The 24,753-nt window shown below is 65.5% G+C and carries 17 protein-coding genes; 10 read left to right on the top strand and 7 right to left on the bottom strand.

Annotated elements, in window-relative coordinates; translation table 11 throughout:
- The first annotated feature begins 2 nt into the window (after positions 1–2).
- Both HNQ81_RS01600 and HNQ81_RS01595 read left to right on the top strand, forming a co-directional pair.
- Entirely contained in the window at positions 3–1,832 is a 1,830-nt protein-coding gene (locus HNQ81_RS01600; protein WP_183347599.1) for a two-component system sensor histidine kinase NtrB, read from the top strand.
- A gap of 20 nt (positions 1,833–1,852) precedes the next feature.
- Positions 1,853–2,896: a glycosyltransferase gene (locus tag HNQ81_RS01595; protein ID WP_183347590.1), complete on the top strand. Its 1,044-nt coding sequence runs from the start codon at positions 1,853–1,855 to the stop codon at positions 2,894–2,896.
- Here HNQ81_RS01595 and HNQ81_RS01590 read toward each other — a convergent pair.
- Together HNQ81_RS01590 and msbA are read right to left on the bottom strand one after the other, a co-directional pair.
- Positions 2,879–4,078 (bottom strand): O-antigen ligase family protein, encoded by a 1,200-nt coding sequence (locus HNQ81_RS01590; RefSeq protein WP_183347588.1) that lies wholly within the window; start codon positions 4,076–4,078, stop codon positions 2,879–2,881. The genes HNQ81_RS01595 and HNQ81_RS01590 overlap by 18 nt on opposite strands.
- 22 nt (positions 4,079–4,100) lie before the next feature.
- The gene (gene msbA, locus HNQ81_RS01585) at positions 4,101–5,828 is read right to left on the bottom strand and encodes a lipid A export permease/ATP-binding protein MsbA (RefSeq protein ID WP_183347586.1); all 1,728 of its coding nucleotides are present in this window, start codon (positions 5,826–5,828) and stop codon (positions 4,101–4,103) included.
- Between the two features lie 199 nt (positions 5,829–6,027).
- Here msbA and HNQ81_RS01580 point away from each other — a divergent pair, with 199 nt between their 5' ends.
- The gene (locus HNQ81_RS01580) at positions 6,028–6,495 is read left to right on the top strand and encodes a 23S rRNA (pseudouridine(1915)-N(3))-methyltransferase RlmH (protein ID WP_183347584.1); all 468 of its coding nucleotides are present in this window, start codon (positions 6,028–6,030) and stop codon (positions 6,493–6,495) included.
- On the opposite strand, the gene HNQ81_RS01575 is transcribed toward HNQ81_RS01580, so the two are convergent.
- The gene (locus tag HNQ81_RS01575; RefSeq protein WP_205240142.1) at positions 6,486–7,223 is read right to left on the bottom strand and encodes a class I SAM-dependent methyltransferase; all 738 of its coding nucleotides are present in this window, start codon (positions 7,221–7,223) and stop codon (positions 6,486–6,488) included. The genes HNQ81_RS01580 and HNQ81_RS01575 overlap by 10 nt on opposite strands.
- Positions 7,224–7,349: 126 nt before the next feature.
- Here HNQ81_RS01575 and kdsB point away from each other — a divergent pair, with 126 nt between their 5' ends.
- Both kdsB and HNQ81_RS01565 read left to right on the top strand, forming a co-directional pair.
- Positions 7,350–8,114 carry a 3-deoxy-manno-octulosonate cytidylyltransferase gene (gene kdsB, locus HNQ81_RS01570; RefSeq protein WP_183347579.1) on the top strand — a complete coding sequence of 255 codons (765 nt, stop codon included), beginning with the start codon at positions 7,350–7,352 and terminating at the stop codon, positions 8,112–8,114.
- 35 nt (positions 8,115–8,149) lie between these two features.
- A complete protein-coding gene (locus HNQ81_RS01565; RefSeq protein ID WP_205240143.1) occupies positions 8,150–10,510 on the top strand; it encodes a gluconeogenesis factor YvcK family protein in 2,361 nt (786 codons plus the stop codon).
- Between the two features lie 27 nt (positions 10,511–10,537).
- Here HNQ81_RS01565 and hrpA read toward each other — a convergent pair whose 3' ends face one another.
- Positions 10,538–14,296, bottom strand: a complete 3,759-nt coding sequence (gene hrpA / locus HNQ81_RS01560) for an ATP-dependent RNA helicase HrpA (protein ID WP_183347576.1) — start codon at positions 14,294–14,296, stop codon at positions 10,538–10,540.
- A 157-nt stretch (positions 14,297–14,453) separates the two neighbouring features.
- On the opposite strand from hrpA, the gene priA reads away from it, so the two are divergent.
- The gene (gene priA, locus HNQ81_RS01555) at positions 14,454–16,976 is read left to right on the top strand and encodes a replication restart helicase PriA (protein ID WP_183347574.1); all 2,523 of its coding nucleotides are present in this window, start codon (positions 14,454–14,456) and stop codon (positions 16,974–16,976) included.
- 23 nt (positions 16,977–16,999) lie between these two features.
- Here the strand turns inward: priA and HNQ81_RS01550 are convergent, their stop codons facing one another.
- The 3 genes from HNQ81_RS01550 to HNQ81_RS01540 form a co-directional block, all read right to left on the bottom strand.
- Positions 17,000–17,686 carry a DUF6901 family protein gene (locus HNQ81_RS01550; protein ID WP_183347572.1) on the bottom strand — a complete coding sequence of 229 codons (687 nt, stop codon included), beginning with the start codon at positions 17,684–17,686 and terminating at the stop codon, positions 17,000–17,002.
- A 123-nt stretch (positions 17,687–17,809) separates the two neighbouring features.
- Positions 17,810–18,859, bottom strand: a complete 1,050-nt coding sequence (locus HNQ81_RS01545) for a KamA family radical SAM protein (RefSeq protein WP_183347570.1) — start codon at positions 18,857–18,859, stop codon at positions 17,810–17,812.
- A 77-nt stretch (positions 18,860–18,936) separates the two neighbouring features.
- Entirely contained in the window at positions 18,937–19,137 is a 201-nt protein-coding gene (locus HNQ81_RS01540) for a cold-shock protein (RefSeq protein ID WP_035230307.1), read from the bottom strand.
- Between the two features lie 351 nt (positions 19,138–19,488).
- Between HNQ81_RS01540 and HNQ81_RS01535 the strand changes: the two genes are divergently transcribed.
- From HNQ81_RS01535 to HNQ81_RS01520, 4 genes are read left to right on the top strand one after another with little or no spacing between them, the layout of a single operon-like run.
- Positions 19,489–20,430 (top strand): alpha/beta fold hydrolase, encoded by a 942-nt coding sequence (locus tag HNQ81_RS01535; RefSeq protein ID WP_183347568.1) that lies wholly within the window; start codon positions 19,489–19,491, stop codon positions 20,428–20,430.
- On the top strand, positions 20,427–22,055 hold the full coding sequence (locus HNQ81_RS01530) for a fatty acid CoA ligase family protein (protein WP_183347565.1): 1,629 nt from the start codon (positions 20,427–20,429) through the stop codon (positions 22,053–22,055). Before HNQ81_RS01535 ends, HNQ81_RS01530 begins: the two co-directional genes overlap by 4 nt.
- Positions 22,052–23,056: an NAD-dependent epimerase/dehydratase family protein gene (locus HNQ81_RS01525; RefSeq protein ID WP_183347563.1), complete on the top strand. Its 1,005-nt coding sequence runs from the start codon at positions 22,052–22,054 to the stop codon at positions 23,054–23,056. The genes HNQ81_RS01530 and HNQ81_RS01525 overlap by 4 nt, the downstream gene beginning before the upstream one ends.
- Positions 23,040–24,449, top strand: a complete 1,410-nt coding sequence (locus HNQ81_RS01520; protein ID WP_183347562.1) for a beta-barrel assembly-enhancing protease — start codon at positions 23,040–23,042, stop codon at positions 24,447–24,449. Before HNQ81_RS01525 ends, HNQ81_RS01520 begins: the two co-directional genes overlap by 17 nt.
- Positions 24,450–24,753 lie beyond the last annotated feature (304 nt).

Genomic DNA, 24,753 nt, shown 5'->3' with positions numbered 1-24,753 from the left:
CGATGAAGTTCCGACTGGTCAACGTGTCGCCGTGGATTCTGGCTGCGGCCTGCTCCCTCCTCGCCGTCATCATCGCCGTCTTTGCCGTCAACAATTACCATCGCGAAAAACAGCTGATGATGGAGGTCCTGATGCAGAAGGGTATCACCATCATCCGTTTCATCAACGCCGGTCCGCGCACCCGTTTCCGCACCGCTGTCGAAAGCCCGGCCGGCTGGGAGCTGCAGTGGCTGGAGCAGGTGCAGCAGACTCTCGACCATGCCACCGAACAGCCGGACATCCATCTGGCGATGCTGGTCGGCAGGGACGGCGAGGTCCTGGTCAGTTCGAACCGGGAAAAGATCGGCGGCAGGATCGAGCAGGAGACCGAGGCGTTCTTCAAGACGCTGCCGCAGCAGGAGGCCGGCAACGCCATCTACCGGATCGGTCGCGAGGCCAGAGGGGACAGCGAGGTGTTTCAGATTGCCGCCTACTATGCCCCGCTCGGGCCGCGCGGGCCGGCCGGCGACGGCCATCCGCCGATGATGCGGATGGGGCGCGGCAACGGCGGGATGCGGGAGCACATGCTGCAGATGCAGCAGGGGTTCAGGCAGTGGCAGCAGATGGCGGAGCAGGTGCAGGCGGCGGGCTACGTCCTGCTGGTCGAACTGGAGATCGACCAGTACAACGCCGCCGTCAAGCGGCAGCTGCTGCAGATCGTCATCCTCTCCGTCGTCCTGCTGCTGGTCGGCGCCGGCGGCGGGTTGTCGCTGTTCACCCTGCAGGGGTACAAGGGAAGCCAGCTCAGTCTCCGGCGGATGCGCGCCTTCAACGATCTCCTGGTCTCGTCGCTGCCGATCGGTCTTGTCGCCACCGATACCGAGGGCAAGATCCAGCTCTGCAACCGGACGGCGGAGGAGCTCATCGAAAAGACCGAGAAACAGCTGGTCGGCAAACGGCCCGGCGATGTCCTGCCGCCGCCGCTGGCGCTCCTGATAAGTCAATCGGAGGCTGGACCGGACCGGCCGCAGCGCCGCGACCTGCTGCTGGAGAGAGGGGAGGGGCGGTCCCGGGCGCTGCTCCTCGCCGCCCTGGCGGTCATCGACGGCGAGCAGCGCCACGTCGGGACGATGCTGCTGATGCAGGATGTCAGCGAGGTCAAGCAGCTCGAGGAGGAACTGAAGCGCAACGAGCGGCTGGCGGCGCTCGGCGAGATGGCTGCCGGCGTCGCCCATGAACTGCGGAATCCGCTGAGCTCGATCAAGGGCCTGGCGCTGCTGCTGAAATCGAAATTCACCGCCAACTCCGCCGACGGCGAGGCCGCCGATATCCTCGTGCGTGAGGTCGAGAGGCTCAATCGCAGCATCAGCGAGCTGCTCGATTACGCCCGGCCCGATCGCCTGGAGAAGGCCAGGGTCTCGCTCAACGAGATTGTGGACAAGGCGCTGACGCTGCTTCGGGTCGACGCCGATGCGGCCGGGATACAGATCGAGACGAAGTACTGTCAGCCGCCGGATCTGGTCCATGCCGATCAGGACAAGCTCAGCCAGGTCTTTCTCAATCTGCTGCTCAACGCCATCCAGGCGATGAAGAGCGGCGGCAGCCTGCAGGTCGCCACCGTTCGGGAACCGGCCCAGCTGCTGTGCCGGATACAGGACAGCGGTTGCGGCATCGAGGCCGACCTGCTGCCGAAGATCTTCGATCCCTATGTGACGACGAAGAGCGGCGGCACCGGTCTCGGCCTGGCGATGTCGGTCAAGATCATCGAGGAGCACGGCGGCCGGATCGAGATCAGCAGCACCCCCGGCCAGGGAACGACGGTGGTCGTGGCGCTGCCGGCCTGGCAGGGATGAGGCGGCGGCAGGACCCCGGAATGAGGGCTGGATCGGGCGGGACCGGCGACCGGCAGAGGCTGCGGATCGTCCAGTTCATGGCCTCGGGAGGCTACGGCGGGGCCGAGCAGGTGCTGATCGAGCTTTCCAACGCCCTGGCCCAGCGGCACGAGGTGGTCGTCCTGCTGCTGCGTGATGCCGTCATCCAGGACCGGTTTTCCCCTCTCGTGCGCCAGGTCGTGCTGCGTTCGCACCCGACGAGCAACAACCCCTTTCTCCACATCGAGCTGTATTCGCGGCTGAAGGCCATCGCCCCCGACATTGTCCACACCCATGCGGCCAAGGCGACGACCCTGGTCGCCCGGGTCAACCGCCTGCTGCGCTATTGCCACCTCGGCACCAAGCACAATGACCGCAAGGGCCGGATCTTCAACGGTCTGCGTTGGGTCAGCGCGGTATCGGCGAAGGCCGCGGCCTCGGTCCTGCCGAGGCGGGGGGCGGAGGTCCGGGTCATCCCCAACGGGGTCACCGTCGCGCCCTGCGGCCCGGTGGCGAAGGAGCCGGTCTTCACCATCCTCGCGGTCGGCCGCCTCGACCGGATCAAGGGCTTCGACGTCCTGATCGATCAGGTGGCCTGCCTCCCCTTCGATTTCCGGCTGCGGATCGTCGGCGAGGGCCCGGAGCGCCGGCGGCTGGAGCAGCGGATCGAGGCCCGGGGCCTGGCCGGCAAGGTCAGCCTCGAGGGTTTCCATGACGACATTCCCTGTTGGATGCAGCGGGCCCACCTCGTGGTGGTCTCCTCGCACCAGGAGGGCGGGCCGAAGGTAATGATCGAAGCGCTGTTCCATGCCGACCTGTTGATCGCCACCCCGGTCGGGGCGGTGCCGGAGGTCCTGCCGGCGCTGTTGCAGGTCGATCACGACCGGCTGGCGGCCAAAATCGCCGCGGTCCATGGCGATTACGAGCGCTACCGGCAGATCTTCGCGGCGGTGGCCGCCGAGCGGCGCGACGATTTCTCCCTGGCGCGGATCGTTGAACTCTACTGCGGCTACTACCGCCATATCCTGTCAGTCAGCCGGTACTGACGTCGTCGGGCGCTCTGGCGGGGCGGCCAGCAGCAGGGCCGAAAGGAAGGCGTAGAAATGGCCCTGGTGGGAATCGAAGAGAAAGGAGTTCATCAGGCAGCCGGTCGCCATCGTCAGGACGATGCCCTGCAGGAGGAAGCGGCGGTGGCGCTCCAGGCCGGCAGCGGCGACCCACTGACTGGCGAGCAGGGCGAGGAACAGGGCCAGCCCGGTCAGCCCGAGCTGGACGCCGATGAACAGGTACTCGTTGTGGGGGTTGTCGCTCGGCATCGTGGCGCCGCCGGCGATCAGCTCCTGCTGCCGGACGGCGAAGGCGCCGGTGCCGTGGCCGAACAGCGGCCGTTCCTTGATCAGCTCGATGCTGTTGCCCCACCAGTCCAGCCGCATTCCCAGCGACGATCGGGAGGTCCCCGGCTCGTAATGGATGATGTCCTGCAGCGCCTGCTGCACCCGCGACGAGACGTTGGTCGAGAGCATGAATCCGGCCGGGATCAGCAGGATCAGGACCAGGCAGCCGGCGAGCCGCTTTTTCAGGTTGAGGCGTTGCAGCGCCGCGAATCCCAGCAGCACCGCAAAGGTGAACATCCCGGTCCGCCCCGGGGTGATGAAGATGAGGTTGGCGGTGGCGAGAAGAAAGGCGGACGCCCAGGGGAGGCGGTGCCGGGGCCGGTCGATCGCCCGTTGCAGGGTCCAGTAGGCCAGCAGGGCCATGAAGAAGCTGTGTGTGATGTGAAACAGCAGTGAGTTGCCGTACTTGGCAGACGGGATGAGGCCAAGGCCCATCGCGTAGGAGATCAGCATCAGGACCATTGCCCCGGCGACGAAGCCGTTCTCCGCCCGCCGGATCAGCGCCTGATCGCCGAGGGCGAGCGACAGCACCAGCGGCAGCAGCAGCAGTTCGCGGTATTTCATCAGGATCGCGACGGCCGCGCCCCAATCGGCCGGGGAGTAGCTGACGGCGACGAGGAAATAGAGGAAGAGCAGGGCGGCGAGCGCCGCCGCCGGTTGCCGGCGCAGCAGCCGGCCAAGGATCGTCGCCCGGCCCGAGCCGAGCCAGAACAGGATGACCAGGGCCGAACCGAGTTCCATCAGTGAGGTCGAGAGCGGGATGCAGAAGCAGGTGGCGATGACGGCGAATCCGCCCCACCTGAGGCATGCGGCCTGTCTCCGATTGGTGGTCATCTCCAGGCGTTCCTTCGCTGTGCTAGCGGTACTGCATGTTGTAGAGCTGCTCGTATTCGCGGCCGAGGGCCAGCAACTCGTCATGGGTGCCCTCCTCGACGATCGCCCCGTCCTTGATGACGATGATCCGGTCGGCGTTGATGATCGTCGACAGGCGATGGGCGATGACGAAGGTGGTTCTGTCCTTCATCAGGTTCTCGAGGGCCTTCTGCACCTCCCGCTCCGATTCGGTGTCGAGGGCCGAGGTTGCCTCGTCGAGGATCAGGATCGGGGCGTTTTTGAGGATGGCCCGGGCAATCGACACCCGCTGGCGCTCGCCGCCGGAGAGGCGGGCCCCGCCTTCGCCGATGATCGTGTCGAAGCCCTGCGGCAGGCTGGTGATGAAATCGAGGGCATGGGCCGCCGTCGCCGCCTGGATCAGCTCCTCCTCGCTGCAGTGAAGATCGCCGTAGGCGATATTGTTGCGGACGGTGTCGTTGAAGAGGATCGTCTGCTGGGTCACCATCGCGATCTGGCCCCGCAGCGACTGCAGGGTGACATCGCGGATGTCGACGCCGTCGATCAGGATCGCCCCGTGTTTCAGGTCGAGGAAGCGGGGGATCAGGTTGGTCAGGGTCGTCTTGCCGCCGCCGCTCGGGCCGACGATGGCCAGGGCCTGGCCGGCCGGAACGGCCAGGTTGATATCGGTGAGGACCGGCTGCTCGTCGTCGTAGCTGAAAGTGACGTCCCGGAACTCGATGGTCTTGCGGAACGGCGGCAGGACCGTCGCCCCGGCCCGGTCGGCGATTTCCGGGACTATGTCGAGCAGGGTGAAGACCCGGGTGGCGGCCGCCATCCCCTGCTGGATCGTGGAGTTGATCCGGCTCACCCCCTTGACCGGCTCGTAGGCGGAGATCAGGGCGGTGAGAAAGGCGAAGAAGGTGCCGGGGGTGGCGTCGCCGTGGATGACCTCGTTGCCGCCGAACCAGATGATCATGGCGATGGCGACGCCGCCGATGAACTCCATCAGCGGGTGCTGCATGCTGCGGAAGCGGGCGTCCTGGATGATGACCGCGAAGAGGGTGCCGATCTGGTCGCGGAAACGCCGGCCCTCGTACTGTTCGCGGCCGAAGGCCTTGACGATGCGGTTGCCGGTGATGGTCTCGTAGAGGATGTTGGTGACGTGGGCGGTCTCCTCCTGGGTCCTGGTGCTCAGCCTGCGGAAGATCCGGCCGAACTTGACGATCGGGTAGGCGGCGATCGGCAGGATGATGAAGGAGAACATCGCCAGCTTCCAGTTCATGTAGAAGACGACCCCGAGGAGGATGATGACCTGGAAGAAGTCGCGCAGGGTGCCGACCAGGGCGTTGGAGACCGCCTGCTGCATCAGGGTGATGTCGGAGATGATGCGCGAGATCAGGGTCCCGGTCGGCATGTGGTGGAAGAACGACAGCGGCTGGCTGTGGATGTGCTCGAAGACCTGGACCCGCAGGTCGCGGATCACCGACTGGCCGACCTTCTCGAGGAGAAAGTAGTAGAGATAGTAGCAGACGCTTTTGAGGAAGAAGATCAGGACGATGACCAGCGGCAGGACGTTGAGGAAGAAGACGTTCTTTTCCATGAAGATCTTGTCGAGCAGATCCTTCACCAGGTAGGCCTGGGCCCCGGTCAGGGCGGCGACGAAGATCATCCCGGCCATGGCGATGAAGAGCCGTGACTGGTAGGGGCGGATGACCGCATAGATCCTGAGCAGAATTTCCTTGTTTGTCATGTGGGACTTTGATGCTAAAATTGGTCGGCCGCCGGGGGCCGGGAGCGGGCGCGCAAATTCGCGACTAGTAATACACCACTCGGGTGCAATTCCAAAGTGATATTTCCCGCTATGGCCGCGGATATATGCCGGTATCCGCCGGCCTGGCGACAGCCGGCGGCCGGCGTCGACGCCGATCACATCGTCCGGAGAAGACCGCATGATTCATGAGTTGCCGCTGCTCGGCAGGACCAAGGACGCCGCGCTGGGGGCGGGGATCGACGACTACTGCCGGCGGCTGCGTCACTACACCACCCTGTCGGTGCGGGTGTTGAAGGACCCGGGCAAAACCCGGGGCCGGGCGGAAGACCTGATGGAGAGCGAAGGCCGGCTGCTGCTGAAGACCGTCCCTCCCGGCGCCTTCGTCGTCGCCCTCGATGCCGGCGGCGGCCAGTACACCTCGGAGCAATTTGCCGCCCTCATCAGCGGCTGGGAACAGCGGGGGATCAGGCAGGTCTGCTACCTGATCGGCGGCCCCTGCGGCCACTCGGGCGAAGTCCTGGGGCGGGCCGATCTGCGGCTGTCGCTGTCGCCGATGACCTTCACCCACGACATGGTGCGGCTGCTCCTGCTCGAGCAGCTGTACCGCGCCTACACCATCAAGGCCGGGGAAAAATATCACAAGTGACGGCGGAGGTAGACGTCGAAGCGGCTGTTCTTCATCAGCACCTGGTGGCTGGGCGGCCGCTGATGAAGCAGCGGCGCCCCCTTGGGGCGTTTGACGACGACCCGCTGCGCTGCCGTCAGCAGGGCCTGGGCCAGCAGTTCCGGGCCGTCGACGTCATCGCCGACGATGGCCCGGATCATCCGCATCTCCTTGCTGTTGAGGGCGGAGTTGGGGCCGTGGGGGTACATCGGGTCGAGATAGATCGTCTCGGGCGGATCGCTCAGCGTCTGCAGTGTCGAGCGGGCGTCGCCGACGATCAGGTCGATCCGGTCGCAAAAGATCGCCGCGATCTCCGGGGCCTGCATCGCCCGTTCGATGGCGTCGGCCAGCAGGGCGCCGACCACCGGCGATCGCTCGTTCATGGTGACGCGGCAGCCGAGGCAGGCGAGGACGAAGGCGTCGGCGCCCATCCCGGCGGTAGCGTCGAACACGGTCGGCCGCACCCCCGGCCTGATGCCGATCGCCCGGGCCAACGGCTGCTTGATCGTGCAGTTGCGGGCGTGGCGGTAGCCGGAGCGGCCGCCGCTGAAATCGATATGGAGGACGCTGGCCCCGACCGTATCGGGGCCGCCCAGCCGCAGCCGCAGTTCCAGTCCCCGTTCGGTGTAGACCAGCTGCGGCGCTGCCGCCGGTCCCGGGGTGCAGGGGAGACCCAGCTTTTTGGCCAGGATCTCGGCTTTTTGGTGCAAAGCGGGGGAGCTTGCGGTACATGAGAGCGGAAGGGTCGGTGCGTGTGCCATGGGCGCCTGCAGCTATCGGGGGTATGGACCGGGAGGATGCCGGGCTGCGTCAATTTCTATCAATGGATCTGGGGTATGGACAATCAGAAAACCGAAGTCATCGCCATTATTCCGGCGCGTTATGAATCGAACCGGTTCCGAGGCAAGCCGCTGGCCCCCATCGCCGGCAAACCGATGATCCAGCACGTCGTCGAGCGGGCGCAGCGGGTCGCGCTGCTGTCCCGGGTCATCGTCGCCACTGATGATAAACGAATCGGCGACTGCGTTCAATCCTTCGGCGGCGAATATGTGCTGACCCGCAACGACCATGTCTCGGGATCGGACCGCCTGGCGGAGGCGGCGGAACTGCTGGGGATCTCCGAGCACGATGTCGTCGTCAACATCCAGGGCGATCAGCCGCTGTTCGCGGCGGAGGTCGTGGAACAGGTGGCCCGGCCGCTGCTCGACGACCCGTCGCTGCCGATGTCGACCCTGATCTACAAGATCGTCCGGCCGGAGGAGATCAACGACCCCAATCACGTCAAGACGGTGTTCGACCGCAATCGCAACGCCCTTTATTTTTCCCGGTCGCCGATCCCTTTCCAGCGCAACCCTGAGGAGGGCATCACCCCGACCTACTACAAGCACCTCGGCTTCTACGCCTACCGCAAGGGCTTCCTGCTGACCTTCGTCGCCCTGCCGGAAGGCGAGTGGGAGCGCTTCGAGAAGCTCGAACAGCTGCGCGCCCTCGAATACGGCTACCGGATCAGGGTCGTGCTGACGGAGCATGATTCGATCGAGGTCGATACCCCCGACGATCTGCGCCGGGTCGAGGCCTACCTGGCCGGCGGTAACGGCTGAAGGCCCGGCTTCCGGACTGACGGGCGACGATGGCAATGCACAGAACCACAGCGGCAGGCGAGGGCGGGGACCTGGACCGGAACCTGACCGATCTCTCGATGCGGCGGATCTCCCCCCTCGAGCTGCTGCCCCATGAGGACCTGCGTGAAAAGCTGGTCGACCTCGTTCTCAACGGCCAGCCGCCGGGCTGCGACCAGCAGACCGCGGCCCTGTTCAGTCAGCTGCGGAAATCACTCGTCGAGCATTCGGTCGACGAGACGAAGGTCGTCGTCTTCGGCGGCGGCACCGGCCTGTCGAATCTCATCGGCGGCGACAGCCGCCGCGATACCTGGACGCGGCGACCGTTCAGCGGCCTGAAAGAGATTTTTCCGTTGACCCGCTCGGTCGTCTGCGTTACCGATGACGGCGGTTCGACCGGCGAGCTGATGAAGGATCTGCCCCTGGTCGCCCTCGGCGACCTCCGCCATGTCCTCCTCTCGTCGATCCAGCTCGAACGGCTGCAACGGCTGTATGCGCTGTCCGGGCAAGCCGCCTGTGCGACCGCCATGGCCCTGGCCGCGATCTTCAATTACCGTTTCGCCGCCCGTCCCGCCGATGCCGTCGAACTGCTGGGCGGATGCGGAGACGCCTTGTCGCGCCTGCCGCCGCCGCTCGGTTTTTTTGTCCAGGAACTGGTCAATCATCTGTTCGTGGACCGCCGTTTCAATCGGGTCCTCGAGCGGCCCCACTGTCTCGGCAACCTGCTGCTCGCCGCGGCGGTCTATCGACAGATCGATCCGTCTTTCGACAACGTTCAGCTGAGCGCCCGCCCGGACCTGCTGCATCAGGCCCTGCTTGCCGGACTGCAGTCTCTGTCATCGCATCTCGGGGCCGCCGACCAGGCGGTTCTGCCCTGCACCTCGACGCCGGCCCAGCTCCGGCTGATCTATACCAACGGGGTTGAGATCCGGGGCGAGAATAAATCGAGCCTCGCCAGAAGGGGCGTGCCGGTCGACCGGGTGTTTGTCGATTTTCACGGTGAACCAAGGACCTATAACGAAATACTTGATGCGATTTCTGAGGCCGATATTGTGGTCCTGGCCCCCGGCAGCCTCTACAGTTCGATCATCCCGATCTTCAGCGTCCCCGGCCTGGCCGACTGCGTCCGCGACAACCGCCGGGCGTTGAAGGTCCTGGTGTCGAACCTCTGGGTCCAGGCCGGCGAGACCGATTTCAGCATTGCCGATCCCGAGCGGAAGTTCCACGTCTCGGATATGATCCGGGCCTATGAGCGCAACATCCCCGGCGGCATCGCCGGTCTGTTCCACGAGGTCCTGTGCCTGTCGCTGCGCGATGTCCCGGCCTCGGTGCTGCAGCGCTATGCGGTCGAGGGCAAGGTCCCGATCTATCTCGACCGCCGGGTCGTCAAGGAGCAGGGATTCGTGCCGCTGGAGTGCGGCCTGTTCTCGAAGGAGGCCCTGATCGAGCATGGCGTCATCCAGCACGATCCGGCCATCCTGGCCCAGGCGATCAAGACCGTGCATCTGGCGCGGACCTTTGTCGGGGAGAGGGAAAACGGCAACCCCAGGCCGAGGGAAGAAGACCAGGCCGAGAATTTCAGCTATGGCCGCGAGCCGCTTGTCCCATGCGTAAAATATCGCATGATCAACGACATACTCGAGAAGATTGAAGTTCAGCGTTACGGGATCTGCGATTGCGAGCTCGACCCGCTGAAGATCAGGGCCGCGATCGGCGACATCATCTGGCGGCACTGTGACATCCCCCTGCAGCATCTCCGCTTCTTCGCCGCGGTCCGCTGTGTTCATGAAGAGGAATGGCGTCGGGATCAGCGCTGGGACAATGTCTATTCGTTTTTCGACCCGCCCAGCCGGACGATCATGATCCGCCGTGACCAGTTCGCCGATCCCAGGCGTTTGGAGGTCGCCTTCCTGATCGCCCTCGGCGAATCGCTCCTCGGCGATTACGCCGCCGAGAAACGGGTCGAGGATGTGGTCAGCGACGGCTTGCGGCTGGGCAAGGTTTACCATCTCCGCCTGCGGCCGGAGGGTGAGCGCACCTGCCTGTTCAGCCCCGAAGACCTGCGCCGCTACCTGGCCCTGGCCCGGATGGAGGCCACCGCCGACCCCTGCCATTTCACCCGCCTCATCAACGGCCGCGAGGGCTTCACTCCCCCCGGTCTGTTCATGGGCCTGATGTATGCCTGGTACCTCGACAACCGCCTCGCCAGCCATATCGAGTACAAGATGACGATCATGAAGATCCGCCAGTCCGACCTGATCCCGGAGCAGCAGAAGATGGTCGGGAGGCGGAAGAACATCATCGCCTTTTTCCGCGAGGCGGTGTTCGCCGGGGAGTCGGGCCAATCCCGGCCCGGCCTCCAGCAACGGTGCCGCTGAGCGGAGGCGGGGCGCCGCGGCCGCCGTTCAGCACAGCTGGCGGATGGCCTGCCACTGCTGCTGCAGTTTTTTCGCCGACACCACGGTCTTCGTCTTGATCTCGGGGGAAAACAGCGAGATCCTGAATTCCTGCAGCATCGTCCGATAGGTCGCGACCAACGGCCGCAGTTCGTCCGGCAGCGGGTCCGGCAGCCGTTGGGCCAGTTCGGCCAGGTTATGGAGGTGTGGCCGGATCTGCGCCGCCTTGGCCTCGTCCTTGGCCGGGTTGGCATGCAGCCGTTGAAGCCGGACCGTCAGGCTTCGCAGGTAGCGGTCGCAGTCATCGAGCTGCCGGACCTCCATGGTGCGGAGAAAATCGGCGGGCAGGATCGAGGCCAGCATCCCCTCCAACTCATTCCGCTTCTCCGGGGTGAAGATCGCCCGGCCCTTGTCGAGGGCGATCAGACGCTGCAGCTGTTCCTGGACCTCCCGTCGCCGCCGCAACAGGGCCATGATCCGGTCGCACAGCTCCTGGCCGCGGGCGTACAGCCCCTCCTGCCTGACCCGGGCGATGACCGCGGCGAACTGTTCCCGGTTCGGGATCGTGCCGTTCAGGGGGCCGAAGATCTGTCGGAGGATGAAGGTCAGCAGGCCGTCGACCGCCTCCTTGCGAGTCGTGTAGCTCGCGAGCAGCCACAGGGCCGAAGGTCCTGACAGGGTCGACGTGCAGGCGCTCTTCAACGACCGGTAGTGATCGGCGAACTGCAGGCGGTAGAGAAGGAGGATGCCCGTGTCGTTGAGCTGCCTGACCTGCGCCGCATTGGCCTCGAAGGTGATGGTGACCGCAGCGTTGCCGGCGGGCACGAGGGCGGGGTAGAGGTGGCCGGCAACCATATGCCCCGGGGTCTGCAGGGTCAGCGATTCCGGGAGGCCGTCAAAATCCCAGACCGTGCATGTCTTCTGCTGCCAGCGGTCCATGAGCTCCCGAGCGGCCGGCGCCAGGGCGGGGGGAGCGGAACGGCTGCCGGCATCGGCGGGAGGGGCGGCGAGCAGGGCCGCGAAATCGCGGCCGGCGGCGATCTCGCGGCCGCTCGCGTCGACGATCGAGAACCGGGGCTGAAGATGGATGGGCAGCGGTGACGGCCAGTCCGAGCGGCGGACGGTGAAGCGGAAAAGCTTGAGGATCGAGGATTCGAGGGCCGGGAGATAGGGCCCCTGCCGCCGGGAAAGGTCGTCGAGGATCGCGTCGATGGCGGTGTTGAGCGGCACCAGGCGTTTGCGCAGGTTTTTCGGCAGGCCCTTGAGGAGGAAGGCGGTCTTCTCCTTCAGCAGTCCCGGCACCAGCCAGTCGAAGGTCTGGAGGGGGATGCCGGCGGCGAGATCGACCGGCACGGAGATTGTCATGCCGTCGCAGTCGGCCCCGGGTTCGAAATGGTAGGCCAGCGGCAGCGTGTACGAGCCGACCGTCAGGGTCGGCGGGAAATCGGCGAGTTCCCGGTCCTCCGGGCGGCGGCGGACGATGTCCTCCTCCGTCATCATCAGAAAGCCCTGATCGCGGCGCGCTTGCAGCAGCCGGTTCAGCGAACTGCGGTCGAAGACATCGGCCGGCAGTCGCGCCGCGTAGAACTGCCGCAGCGTCGTCTCGTCGCAGAGAAGGTCGCGGCGGCGCAGGCGGTCCTCGGCGTCGCGCCAGTCCTGTATCATCTCCAGGTTGTGATGGAGAAAGGGGTAGTTGCCGATGATCTCGCCGGTCAGCAGGGCGGCCTCGATGAAGATCGCCTGGGCCTCGGCCTGGTTCTTCGGGCTGCGGCGGCCAAAATCGACCCGGCGGCCGGCCAGGATCGGCAGGCCGAACAGCGACACCCGCTCCTCGGCCATGACCCGGCCGCTGCGCTTCTGCCAGTGGGGGTTGCTCCAGGAATAGGTGCAGAGCGGGCCGGCGATGGCCTCCAGCCATTGCGGTTCGATGGTGGCGACGGTCAGGGCGTAGAGGCGGCCGGTCTCGAGGAACGAGGCGGCGACGATCCACGCCCCGCCCTTGAGGAACTGGTGCGAGCCGGGGAAGATCATCAGCTCGCGGTTGCCGGCCCCCTGGTACAGCCGCTCCTGTTTCTTCATCGCGATGTTGCGGAGGAAACCGGCGACGATCGAGCGATGGATGCTGTCGTAGGCAGCCTCGTCCTGGTTGTCGACAAAACCGCCGTGCTGGTGCAGGATGCGGCTGAGCTGCTCGTGCAGATCGAGCCATTCCCGCATCCGCTGGAACGAGAGATAATGGGCGGCGCAGAATTTCTTCAGCCGCGACCAGGATTTGACCTGGTCCTGGACCTGGTGGAAGAGGTTCCAGATATTGAGCAGGGCGAGGAAATCGGAGTGGGGGTGGGCAAACAGCTTGTGCGCCGCATCGGCGTCCTTTTCCTTCTCCGCCGGGCGGATCCGCGGGTCCTGGATCGCCAGGGCGGTGGCGATGACCTTGATCTCGCGCAGGCAGTTGTTGTCCCTGGCCTCGAGGATGATCCGCGAGATGCAGGGATCGATCGGCAGGTCGGCCATGATCCGGCCGTGGGCGGTGAGGTGGTGGCGGTCGCTGATCGCCCCCAGTTCCCGCAGCAGGGCGTAGCCGTCGCGGATGGCGCTCCGGTGCGGCGGGTCGATGAAGGGAAAGGTCGCCGGGTCGCCCAGCCCCAGGGCAATCATCTGCAGGATGACCTCGGCGAGGTTGGAGCGCTGGATCTCGGGCAGGGTGTATTCCGGCCGGCCGAGATAGTCGTCCTCGGCGTAGAGGCGGACACAGACCCCGGGTCCGATCCGGCCGCAGCGGCCCTTGCGCTGGTCGCAGGCCGCCTTCGAAATCCTGCTGACCGGCAGGCCGATGGTCTTGGCCCGGGGGTTGTAGGTGGCGATCCGGGCGAGGCCGGTGTCGACGACGAAGCGGATGCCGGGGACGGTGATGGAGGTCTCGGCGACATTGGTGGCGACGACGATCTTGCGCTGCGGAAAGTTCTGGAAGATCTTTTTCTGGTCGGCGGCCTGGAGGCGGCCGAAGATCGGCAGCACGACCGCCTGCCGCAGCTGTTCGCCGAGGAGGCCGCAGCACAGGCGGATGTCCTTTTCGGTCGGCAGGAAGGCGAGGATGTCGCCCGGACCCTCGCTGTGGTGGAGGTCGGTGATCGCCCGCACCGCCTGTTCGATGTAGCCGTCCTTGTCCTCGCTCAGGTCGTCCTCGGGCGGCTGGTAGCGTACGGTCACCGGGTAGGTGCGGCCGGCGATGCGGACGATCGGCGCCCCGTCGAAATGGCGGGAGAAGGCGGCGGCATCGATCGTCGCCGAGGTGACGATGACCCGGAGGTCGGGACGCGACGGCAGCAGCTGCTTGACGTAGCCAAGGAGAAAATCGATGTTGAGGCTGCGCTCGTGGGCCTCGTCGATGATGATCGTCTGGTAGCGGCGCAGCTGCGGGTCGGTGCGCGATTCGGCGAGCAGGACGCCGTCGGTCATGAACTTGATCCGGGTGTCGCGGCTGGTCTCGTCATGGAAACGGATCTTGTAGCCGACGAGGCGGCCGTGGCTGCCGAGCTCCTCACTCACCCGGGCGGCGACGGTGATCGCGGCGATCCGGCGCGGCTGGGTGCAGCCGATCAGCCGCCCTTTAGGCCCGGCAAATTCAAGGCAGAATTTGGGGATCTGGGTCGTCTTGCCGCTGCCGGTGTCGCCTTCGACGATGATGACCTGGTGCGCGGCCAGCAGGTTGATGATCTCCTGACGATGGGCGGTGACCGGAAGATTTTCCGGGTAGTGGATCTGCATGGAAAGAATGGCTGTGGTCGTGGATTTGTGGTATCTGTGGTGAGGCCGGGACCGGCATGTCATACCACATCCGGATCCCTGCCGCCACCGCCAAAGCACGGATTGGCGGCATTATAGTTGAAAGATTGAAGTCAACGCAGCAGGAAATGCCAGTACCATGATCCGTGTCGAAGTCGCCGTTGCCGCCCCCCTTGACCAGCCCCTGACCTATGACCTCGAGGACGCGCTGCTGCCGGCGCCCCCCGGAACCGCCGGCGATCCGGTCGGCCTGCGGGTGCTGGTGCCGCTCGGCGGCCGCGGCGTCACCGGCTACGTCCTGGCGGTCGTGGCGATGGAGGACGTGGCCTATACCGTCCGGCGGGTCACAAAGGTCCTCGATCGCAGTCCTCTCTTCCCTGCCAATATGCTGCCCTTTTTCCGCTGGGCATCATCCTACTACCATTACCCGCTGGGGCTGGTGATCAAGGCGGCCCTGCCGGCCGGGATGGCCCCGCGCTCGGCGCGGGCGATCGCCCTGGTCCCAGGCCGGGACCAGGAGTTGCGTGGTTTTTTTGGAGCTGAACCGCCACCTTGGGTGGGTGAACTGCTGACGAGTCGGCGGCTGCCGGCGGCGGCCAGCCGCAAGCTGTTGGGGGCGAAGGCGACGCGGCCGCAGATCGAGGCGCTGGTCGAGCAGGGCGTGCTGCAACTGCAGGACATCGTCGAGGCGGATGCGGTCCGGGAAAAGATCGAGACCCTGTTCACGCTGGCGCCGGGGCTCCGGGCGGGTCTTGAGCATCATGGAACGGAAACGGGGCCGGATGATGCCGGCTGGAGCCAGGTACTTCCGGGCGATCTCAAACGCAGCGAACGCCAGACCCTGGCGGCCCTGACCGCATTGATGGCCGCATCCGGGGCGGCGAAGGTCCCGGCGCGGGAGCTGTTCGGGCGCTATGGCGGCGCCCGCAAGGCAACCATCGCGCTGGTGGCGAAGGGACTGATCGAACAGCAGACGTGCCGGGTCTATCGCACCCCCTTCGGCGAGCCGCTGCCGCCGACGCCGCGGCCGGAGGCGCTGACGCCGGGGCAGCAGCAGGTCCTGGCGCAGATCGAACCGGCGCTGGCGGCCCGGTCGTACCGGACCTTCCTGCTCCATGGGATCACCGGCTGCGGCAAGACCGAGGTCTATCTGCGGGCGGCGGAGACAACCCTGGCCCTGGGCCGGGATGTCCTGGTCCTGGTGCCGGAGATCGCCCTCGCCACCCAGATCGAGGCCCAGTTCCTGGCCCGTTTCGGCGAGACCGTGGTGCTGCTCCATTCCGGGCTGACCGGGGCGGAGCGGTTCGACCAGTGGCATCTGGCGCTGAGCGGCCGGGCCAAAGTTGTCATCGGCGCCCGCTCGGCGCTGTTTGCACCGCTGGCCGACCCCGGCCTGATCGTCGTCGACGAGGAGCATGACAGCGGCTTCAAGCAGGATGACGCCTTCCGTTACAACGGCCGCGATCTGGCGGTGCTGCGCGGCCGCTGCCACGACGCCGTGGTCCTGCTCGGCTCGGCGACGCCGTCGGTGACGAGCTATTACCATGCCGGCAGCGGCAAATATACGCTGCTGCAGATGAAGGAACGGGTGGGGGACAGAAGCCTGCCGGCGGTGACGGTCGTCGATCTCAGCCGGAAAGGCCGGGGTGGGGAAAAGGGTCTGTTCCGCCGGGAGCTGCGCCAGGCGCTGCTGGACAATCTTGCGGCGGGCCAGCAGAGTCTGCTGCTGCTCAACCGTCGCGGCTTTGCCCCGGTCCTGCTGTGCCAGGACTGCGGCGCCCCGGTCGAATGCCTGCACTGCCATGTCGCCCTGACGCTGCACAGGGCCCAGGGGCGCCTGGTCTGCCACTACTGCGGCTACAGCCTCGACCAGCGGGTGATCTGCAGTCACTGCCGGTCGACCGGGGCGATGGTGCCGGTCGGGTTCGGCACCGAGCGGGTCGAGGAGGAGGCGCGGCTGCTGCTGCCGGCGGCCCGGATCGCCCGCCTCGACTCCGATACCGCCGCCGACCGCAAGGTCTTCCTGAAGCTCTTACGGGCGATGCACGACCGCGAGATCGATGTCCTGGTCGGCACCCAGATGATCGCCAAGGGCCACCACTTCCCCCATGTCACCCTGGTCGGGGTGGTGTGGGCCGACGGCGGTCTCAACATGCCCGATTTCCGGGCGGCGGAGAAGACCTTCCAGCTCATCACCCAGGTCACCGGCCGGGCCGGCCGGGGCGAATCACCGGGCCGGGTCATCATCCAGACCATGCGCCCCGACCACTATTCGATCCGCCTGGCCCAGCAGCACCAGTACGAGGAACTGTACCGGCAGGAGCTGGAGCTGCGGCGCAACCCGGCCTTTCCGCCCTTTGTCCGCCTGGTGGCCTTCCATATCCAGGGGGAGAAGGAGGAGGAGGTGCGGCAGGGAGCGCAGCGCCTGGCCGGATTCTGCCGCGACGAGAAGAAACGGCTGCAGGCGGGGGTGGAGATCCTCGGCCCGGCGCCGGCGCCGCTCGAGCGGATCAACCGCAACTACCGCTGGCAGCTCCTGCTCAAGGCCGCCGATCTCGACCAATTGCACATGCTGTGCCGACAGGTACGGGAGCACCGGCCGGAGCTGGTGGCCGCGAGCTGCCGGCTGCTCATCGATGTCGATCCCGAAAACATGATGTAGTCTCCCGCTCGCGAGGCAGCAGGCTAGCGGAACAGCGGCCGCAGGGACTCGAGGCTGTCGTCGACCTCGAGACCGAGGATCTGGGCGAGGCTGTTGAGGATGACGATGGCGTTGCGGTCGGCATCGAGCACGGTGGCGTGGCGGATCCGCTCCAGGATGCCGTGGTTGACCCGTTCGATATTGGCGTAGTGCGCCTTGATCCGGTCCAGGGAAAAATCGGGCTGGTCCCCCTGCTGCACCTCGAAATACTGGCGCAGCAGATAGGTCGAGGCGGAGCGGAACAGCGCTTCGTCGACAGCGGCGAAGGGGAGGTGAAACCAGGCCATCGGCCGCAGCAGATCGAGGGTGGGGCAGCCGCTGGTGGCCATGATGATCCCCATGATCGAACTCAGCCCGTCCTGGACGTAGGTCTTTTTCGTCACCGTCCGCCCGGCGCCGATACAGGAAACGGTGCAGTCGCGGTAGGAAGCGGTGTCCTGGAAGGCGGCGACGAGCTCGGCGAGGTTGACGGCTATCGGGCAATGGCTGGTGTCGGCCGGCGTCAGCAGGCAGTGCGGGCACTGGTGATGCGGCAGCCGCGTCCATTCCGGCCGGGGCTCCCGGCTGCTGTTGCGGTAATGGGCGCCGGCGTCGAGGGTGATGCGAAAGAGCTTCTGCCCCCCGTCCGGGAACAGGAAATTGTAGCTAAAGGTCTTGTCCAGCCGTTGCATACGCGGATCCTTGGGCGGTTGTGGTCTCTGCAGCGCCTTCCCCTTCGAGCGGGAAAACAAAGGTGTTGCGCCATTATAGCGGCAAGGCCGGCAGGCAGGCAAGCGGGGCGACGGCAATAGCTGTCAGCAGGGGTCGCCGGACTCGGGGTAGGTGCAGGTTTCGCCGCGATAGTTGGCAAAGACGAGGCCGTCGCCGTGCTGAAGGATGTACTGCGGCGTCAGGGGGATCTTGCCCTTGCCGCCGGGGGCGTCGAGGGCGAAGGTCGGCACCGCCATCCCCGAGAGATGGCCGTACAGGCCGCGCATGATCGCGATCCCGGCGCGCACCGGGGTGCGGAAATGATCGGTGCCGCGGGTCAGGTCGGCCTGGAAGAGGTAGTAGGGCTTGACCCGGATCCGCAGCAGGGCCCGCATCAGGGTCCGGATCGTGGCAAGGTCGTCGTTCACCCCGCGCAGCAGCACGGTCTGCGAGCCGAGCGGGATGCCGGCGTCGGCGAGGCGGGTGCAGGCCGCCGCGGCCTCGGCGGTGATTTCGGCGGGATGGTTGAAATGGGTGTTGAGGTAGAGGGGATGGTATTTTTTCAGGATCGCGGCCAGGCGGTCGGTGATGCGCATCGGCAGGGTGCAGGGGACCCGGCTGCCGATGCGGATGATCTCCACCGTCGGGATTGCCCGCAGCGCGGCGAGCAGGGCGTCGATCCGGTCGTCCGGCAGCAGCAGCGGGTCGCCGCCGGAGACGAGGACCTCGCGGATCGTCGGGTGGCGGCGGATGTAGTCGAGGCCCTGGTGGAGCAGGTCGTCGGTGATGCGCATCGCCGCCGTGCCGACCAGGCGCTTGCGGGTGCAGAAGCGGCAGTACATCGCGCACTGGTTCGAGACCAGAAAGAGGACACGGTCGGGATATTTGTGGACGATCAGGGGGGTCGGGCTGAGGCGTTCCTCGGCGAGCGGATCGGCAACGCAGACCGTGTCGGTCAGTTCCCGGATATCGGGGATCGCCTGTTTTCCCAGGGGATCGTCCTGGTCCCGGATCAGGCCGAGGTAATAGGGGTTGATCCGCATCGGGTAGACCGCCGTCACCCGTTCGAGCACCGTCGTATCGATGGGGAAATGGGCCTGCAGGGCGGAACCGGTGGTGGCGCTCGCATGCAGGAGCTTCTGCCAGTCTTCCATGGTCGGTGGCAAAAAAAGATAAAAAAAAAAGGACCCTGCCGGAGCAGGGTCCTTTGGTGCTGCTGATTACTCAATGATCATATCTTGACGACATTATCGGCAGCAGGTCCCTTCGGGCCATCGACAATCTGGAAGCTTACCCGAGCCCCTTCTTCAAGGGACTTGAAGCCTTCAGTTTTGATGGCGGAGTAATGGACGAACACATCCTGTCCGCCATCCTGCTCGATAAAGCCAAAACCTTTCGCGTCATTAAACCACTTTACAGTACCTTCAGCCATGCTACTACTCCTTTTGAACTCAGTTCCCAACTGGAACCGTATGATGTTTCCCGGCTTTGGACGGCCGGATTTCAGCTTGTCGCGTCTGCGATTGCACTATCGGAAATTCGAACAGGTGCGGTGCCGGCGCTGTTTACTGAAAATATCCGCCAGCCCTGAAACACGACAGCAACGCTTAAAATTATCATTTATTGGGGGAAAAGCAACATATTTCTTCAGGTCTTCGATTTGGAGAAGCGGCCTGAATTCGCTGTGCCGGCCAATCCCGGCAGCCAATGATCGCCGGGGACGGGGCAAAAGGATTGACAGCCGGTGCATTCCGGGTATCATTTGGAGCTGCTTTAAAAAAACATGACCATCTGCAGGCCGGCGAGAGACCGGCTCCAATCCCCTGGCGAGAACGTCGCAGTGTATCCAGACTATCCCTTCACTTCCCGGTTTCTTCAGATCTCGGGGCACCGTCTCCATTATGTCGACGAAGGGGAGGGGCCGGTCGTCGTGCTGGTCCACGGCAACCCGACCTGGTCCTACTATTACCGCAAGGTCATCAGCCTGCTGGCCCCGGACCACCGGGTCATCGCCCTCGATCACATCGGTTGCGGCCTGTCGGACAAACCGCAGGACTACAGCTACACCCTGGCGCAGCATATCGCCAATCTCCAGCAGCTCCTCGATCATCTGCGGATAAACCGCTATTCGCTGGTCGGCCACGACTGGGGCGGGGCGATCGCCATGGGCTGCGCCGGCCGTCATCCCGAGCGGATCGAGCGCCTGGTGATGATGAATACCGCCGCCTTCCGCTCGACCCGGATCCCATTGCGGATCCGGGTCTGCCGCTGGCCGATCGTCGGCCGATTGCTCGTCCGGGGGCTGAACGGCTTCGCCGGGGCGGCGCCGACGATGGCGGTGGCGACCAGACTGCCGGACGACGTGGCCCGGGCCTATCTCGCCCCCTACAACTCCTGGCGCAACCGGGTCGCGGTCCATGAATTCGTCCGCGACATCCCGCTCGGCCCGGGCGATCGCAGTTATTCCACCCTGGTGGAGGTCGAAAACGGCCTCGCGGTCCTGCGGCGGCTGCAGGTGCCGCTGCTGCTGCTGTGGGGCGGGCGGGATTTCTGCTTCGACGGCGTCTTTTATCAGGAGTGGTGCGAGCGGTTTCCCGAAGCGCAGAAATATTTTTTCACCGATGGCGGCCACTATGTCCTCGAGGACAAGTTCACCGCCATCGCTCCGTTGCTGCGGCAGTTTTTCGCCGGCGAGGCCACGGCCGGGGCGGAGGGGCGACGATGACGACCAATATCGCCGAGACCCTCGATGCGGTGGCCCGCGATCACGGCCCGGCCATCGGCCTGGTCGAAGTCCGGAGCGGCCGGGAGGTGAGCTTTGCCGAGCTGAGCCGGCGCTCCTCGGCCTACGCCCGCTATCTCCAGCAGCGGGGGGTGCGTCCCGGCGACCGCACCATGCTGATGGTGCGGCCCTCGGCCGACTTCATCTGCCTGACCTTCGCCCTGTTCAAGCTCGGCGCCCCGGTCATCCTGATCGATCCGGGGATGGGCTATGCCAACCTGCGGCGCTGCATCGCCGGGGTCAGCCCCTGGGTCCTGATCGGCATCCCCCAGGCCCTGGTCTTCGCCCGGCTGTTCAGAAAAGCCTTCGCCACCGTCCGCCATTCCTTCTGCTGCGGCTTCTCGGGCGGAATTTTCGGGCCGGATATCAGCCGGGCGATCGCGCGCGACGAGGGTGATTTTCCCTGTCACGTCCCGGCGGCGGACGACCTGGCGGCGATCATCTTCACCACCGGCTCGACCGGGCCGCCGAAAGGGGTGCGGTTCGAGCATGCGATCTTTGCCGCCCAGCTGCGGCTGATCCGCGAATATTACGGGATTACCGCCGCCGACGTCGATCAACCGGCGTTTCCGCTGTTCGCCCTGTTCTCCACCGCCCTCGGGGCCCGGGCGATCATCCCCGACATGGACCCGACCCGGCCGGTCCAGGTGAACCCGGCCCGATTCATCGCCTCGATCAACCGCCATCAGGTCACCTATTCGTTCGGTTCGCCGGCGCTGTGGAACGTCGTCAGCCGCTACTGCCTGCACAACAAGATCGTCCTGCCGTCGCTGCACAAGGTCCTGATGGCCGGGGCGCCGGTGCCGGGGGAGCTGCTGGAGCGGGTCCGGGCCATCCTGCCGGCCGGAGCGGTCATCCACACGCCCTACGGGGCGACGGAGAGCCTGCCGATCGTGTCGATGACAGGCGACGAGATCCTGACCGCCACCTGGCCGCTGAGCCGCCAGGGCCGGGGGACCTGCGTCGGCCGGGCGCTGCCGGGGATCGAGATCAAGGTCATCCGCCTGGTCGACGGGGTCATCGCCGATATCAGTGGGGTCGAAGAGCTGCCGCCGGGGAAGATCGGCGAGATCATCGTCCGCGGCGACGTCGTCACCCGGGCCTACGACCATAACGAGGCGGAGACGCGGCTGGCCAAGATCCGTGACGGCGAGACTCTGTGGCACCGGATGGGCGATACCGGCTACCGCGATGCCGAGGGCCGGCTGTGGTTCTGCGGCCGCAAGGCCCACCGGGTCGTGACCTTGCAGGAGACGCTGTACACCATCCCCTGTGAGGCAATCGTCAACGAGCACCCGGATGTCTATCGCTCCGCCCTGGTCGGCATCCCCAGCGCCGCCGAGCCGGCGGTACAGGAGGCAGTGCTGATCGTTCAGCCGCACGAGACATCCCGCCCCGAGGCCGAGCTCCTGGCCGAGGTCCGCGAACTGGCCGGGCGGCACCCGCTGACCCGGGATATCCGCCATTTTCTGATCCACCGTGACTTTCCGGTCGATATCCGCCATAATGCCAAGATCTTCAGGGAAAAACTGGCGGTCTGGGCCGCCACCCGGGTGAAGACGGCATGAACAGGGCCCTGGTTACCGGCGGCGGCGGATTTGTCGGCCAGGTCATCGTCCGGATGCTGACGCAGCGGGGGATAGCATGCCGGGTCGTCGGCCGCCACCGCTACCCCGAGGTCGAGGCGCTGGGGGCCGAATCAATCCCCTGCGACATCCGCGACCGCGAGAAGTTGGGCTCCGCCTTCCGCGATGTCGACACGGTGTTCCACACCGCCTCCCTGGCCGGGATCTGGGGCCGGGAGGAGGAGTACCACTCGATCAACGTCGATGGCACCCTCAACGTCGTCCAGGCCTGCCGCGACCACGGTGTGCCCCGGCTGGTCTACACCTCGACCCCGTCGGTGGTGTTCGCTCGCCGTGACATCGCCGGCGGCACCGAGGCCCTGCCCTATGCGACCCGGTTCCTCTGCCACTATGCCCGAACCAAGGCAACGGCGGAGCGGCTGGTGCTGGCGGCCAACGGCGCGACGCTTACGACCTGCGCCCTGCGGCCGCACCTGATCTGGGGCCCCGGCGACCCGCACCTGATCCCGCGGCTGGTCGCCAGCGGCCGGCAGGGGCTGCTGAAGCGGGTCGGTGACGGCGCCAACCTGGTCGATATCTCCTATGTCGACAACGTCGCCCACGCCCACCTGCTGGCGGCGGCCAACCTGGAAGGGGAGGGCTCGGCCGCCGGCCGGGCCTATTTCATCAGCCAGGGCGAGCCGGTGGTGCTTTGGCAGTGGATAAACTCGCTGTTCGCCCGACTCGGCATTGCCAAGGTGACCGCATCGGTGCCGTTGCCGCTGGCCTACGCCGTCGGCGCCGGCCTCGAGATCCTGCACAAGCTGGTGCGGCCGGCGGTGGAACCGCGGATGACCCGTTTTCTTGCTGAACAATTGGCCAAATCGCATTATTTTTCGATCGAGCAGGCAAAAAAAGATCTTGGTTACGCCCCGATCGTCTCGACGGCGGCGGGGCTCGACCATCTCGTCTCCTGGATACAGGCCCATGAAAAGATATCTTGAGCGCATCATCGCCCTGGTGATCATCGTCACCCTGGTCGGCCTGGCGCCGGTGCCGCGAGCCGCCGCCTTCACCATCGGCGAGGAGCGGGAGGTGGGGGAGAAGCTCCTCTATACCGTCCGCTCGGCCTTCGATCTGGTGGACGACCCGGATGTGACCCAGTACATCAACGAGCTCGGCCGCCAGGCCCTCAAGGTCACCGGCATCCAGTTCTTCGACTACCGCTTTTTCGTCATCAACGACAACGAGTTCAATGCCTTTGCCGCCCCGTCGGGGTTGATCTTCTTCTATGCCGGGCTGATCTCGATGATGAACTCGGAGGACGAGCTGCTGTCGGTCATGGCCCACGAGATCGGCCATATCTCGAAGCGGCATCTGGCCTCGCGGATGGAGAAGGGCAAGATCGTCGGCATGGCCTCGATCGGCATGGCCCTGGCGGCCCTGGCCTTCGGCAGCGGCACGGCGGCGCCGACCTTGATGATGGGGTCGCTGGCCGCCGGCCAGAGCGCCTCCCTCCATTTCAGCCGCCAGGACGAGGAGGAGGCCGACCTGCTCGCCTATGGCTGGCTGAAGAAGATGGGGCGCAACCCCGAGGGTCAGGAGAAGATGCTGCAGACGATGCGTCGGGTCGCCCGCTACCGCAGCGAGAGGCTGCCCCAGTACCTGCTGACCCATCCCGATTCCGAGGCCCGACTCAGCTATGTCCAGTCGCTGCTCGAAAACGAGCGAGGGGAGACGACGGCGACGCCGCTCGACGAGTTCGAGTTTTTCCGCTTCAAGTACCGGGTGATGGCCCAGACCAAGGACCAGGCATCGTTCCGAACCCACCTGACGAGTGTCATCACCAACCCGCGGTCGACGGCGTTTGCGATCAACATGGCCAAGTACGGGCTGTCCCAGGTCGACCGGCTGGAAAACAACTTCGACAGCAGCCTGAGCCTGATCGATGAGGTCATCGCCGCCATGCCGCAGCACCCGCAATTGCTGGTGGACAAGGCGGTGATCGAACTGGCTGCCGGACAGGCGGGACAGGCGCAACGGACCCTCGAGACGGTGCTGAAGCGGGATCGGTCGAATATGTATGCCGTCTTCACCATGGCCAAGGCCCTGCTGCAGCAGGGGCAGCAGCAGGAGGCGGAACGGTACCTGCAGGAACTGGTGGTCGAGCAGCCGGAATACCCCCAGGTCTACTTCGAACTGGGCCAGATCGCCGCCAACCAGAGGAAAAACGGCGTCGCTGCCGCCTACCTCGGCAAGCACTACCTCTACGACGGCAAGCTGGAACTGGCCCGCAAGAGCTTTGGTGATGCGCTCAGGGACGGGGCGACGCCGCCGGAGGTGAAGAAGGAATGCAAGGAACTGCTGAAGACGGTGAAGCGGATCGAGGAGGGGTGACTATTGTGGTGTCATGGCATCGGTTGAATAATGATTTTCGATGTCTCAGCGAAAATCATGCTCATGCGGTTGTAAAATATGTCCTTATGATGTAATCCTCAACGCCCGGCAGGTAACGCGAATATCCCATGCTCTCAATAGAGCAAGGACTATCCCATCGAGCCCATGACTTCGAAGTGATACCCGTCACTTAGCGAAAGAGTGACAAAATTCTGTTATGAAAAAATTGGTTTTAGAAATTTTCGGTCATCTTTGCGAAGTATCTGGGGCAATCAATGTCGTTACGGTGGATGGCCAATCGCAG

The organism is Desulfoprunum benzoelyticum, from assembly GCF_014201505.1.
In the GTDB taxonomy this organism is placed as follows: Bacteria; Desulfobacterota; Desulfobulbia; order Desulfobulbales; family Desulfocapsaceae; genus Desulfoprunum; species Desulfoprunum benzoelyticum.
Note: the sequence above shows the minus strand (reverse complement) of the source record. Positions and strands in the feature narration are given on the sequence as shown.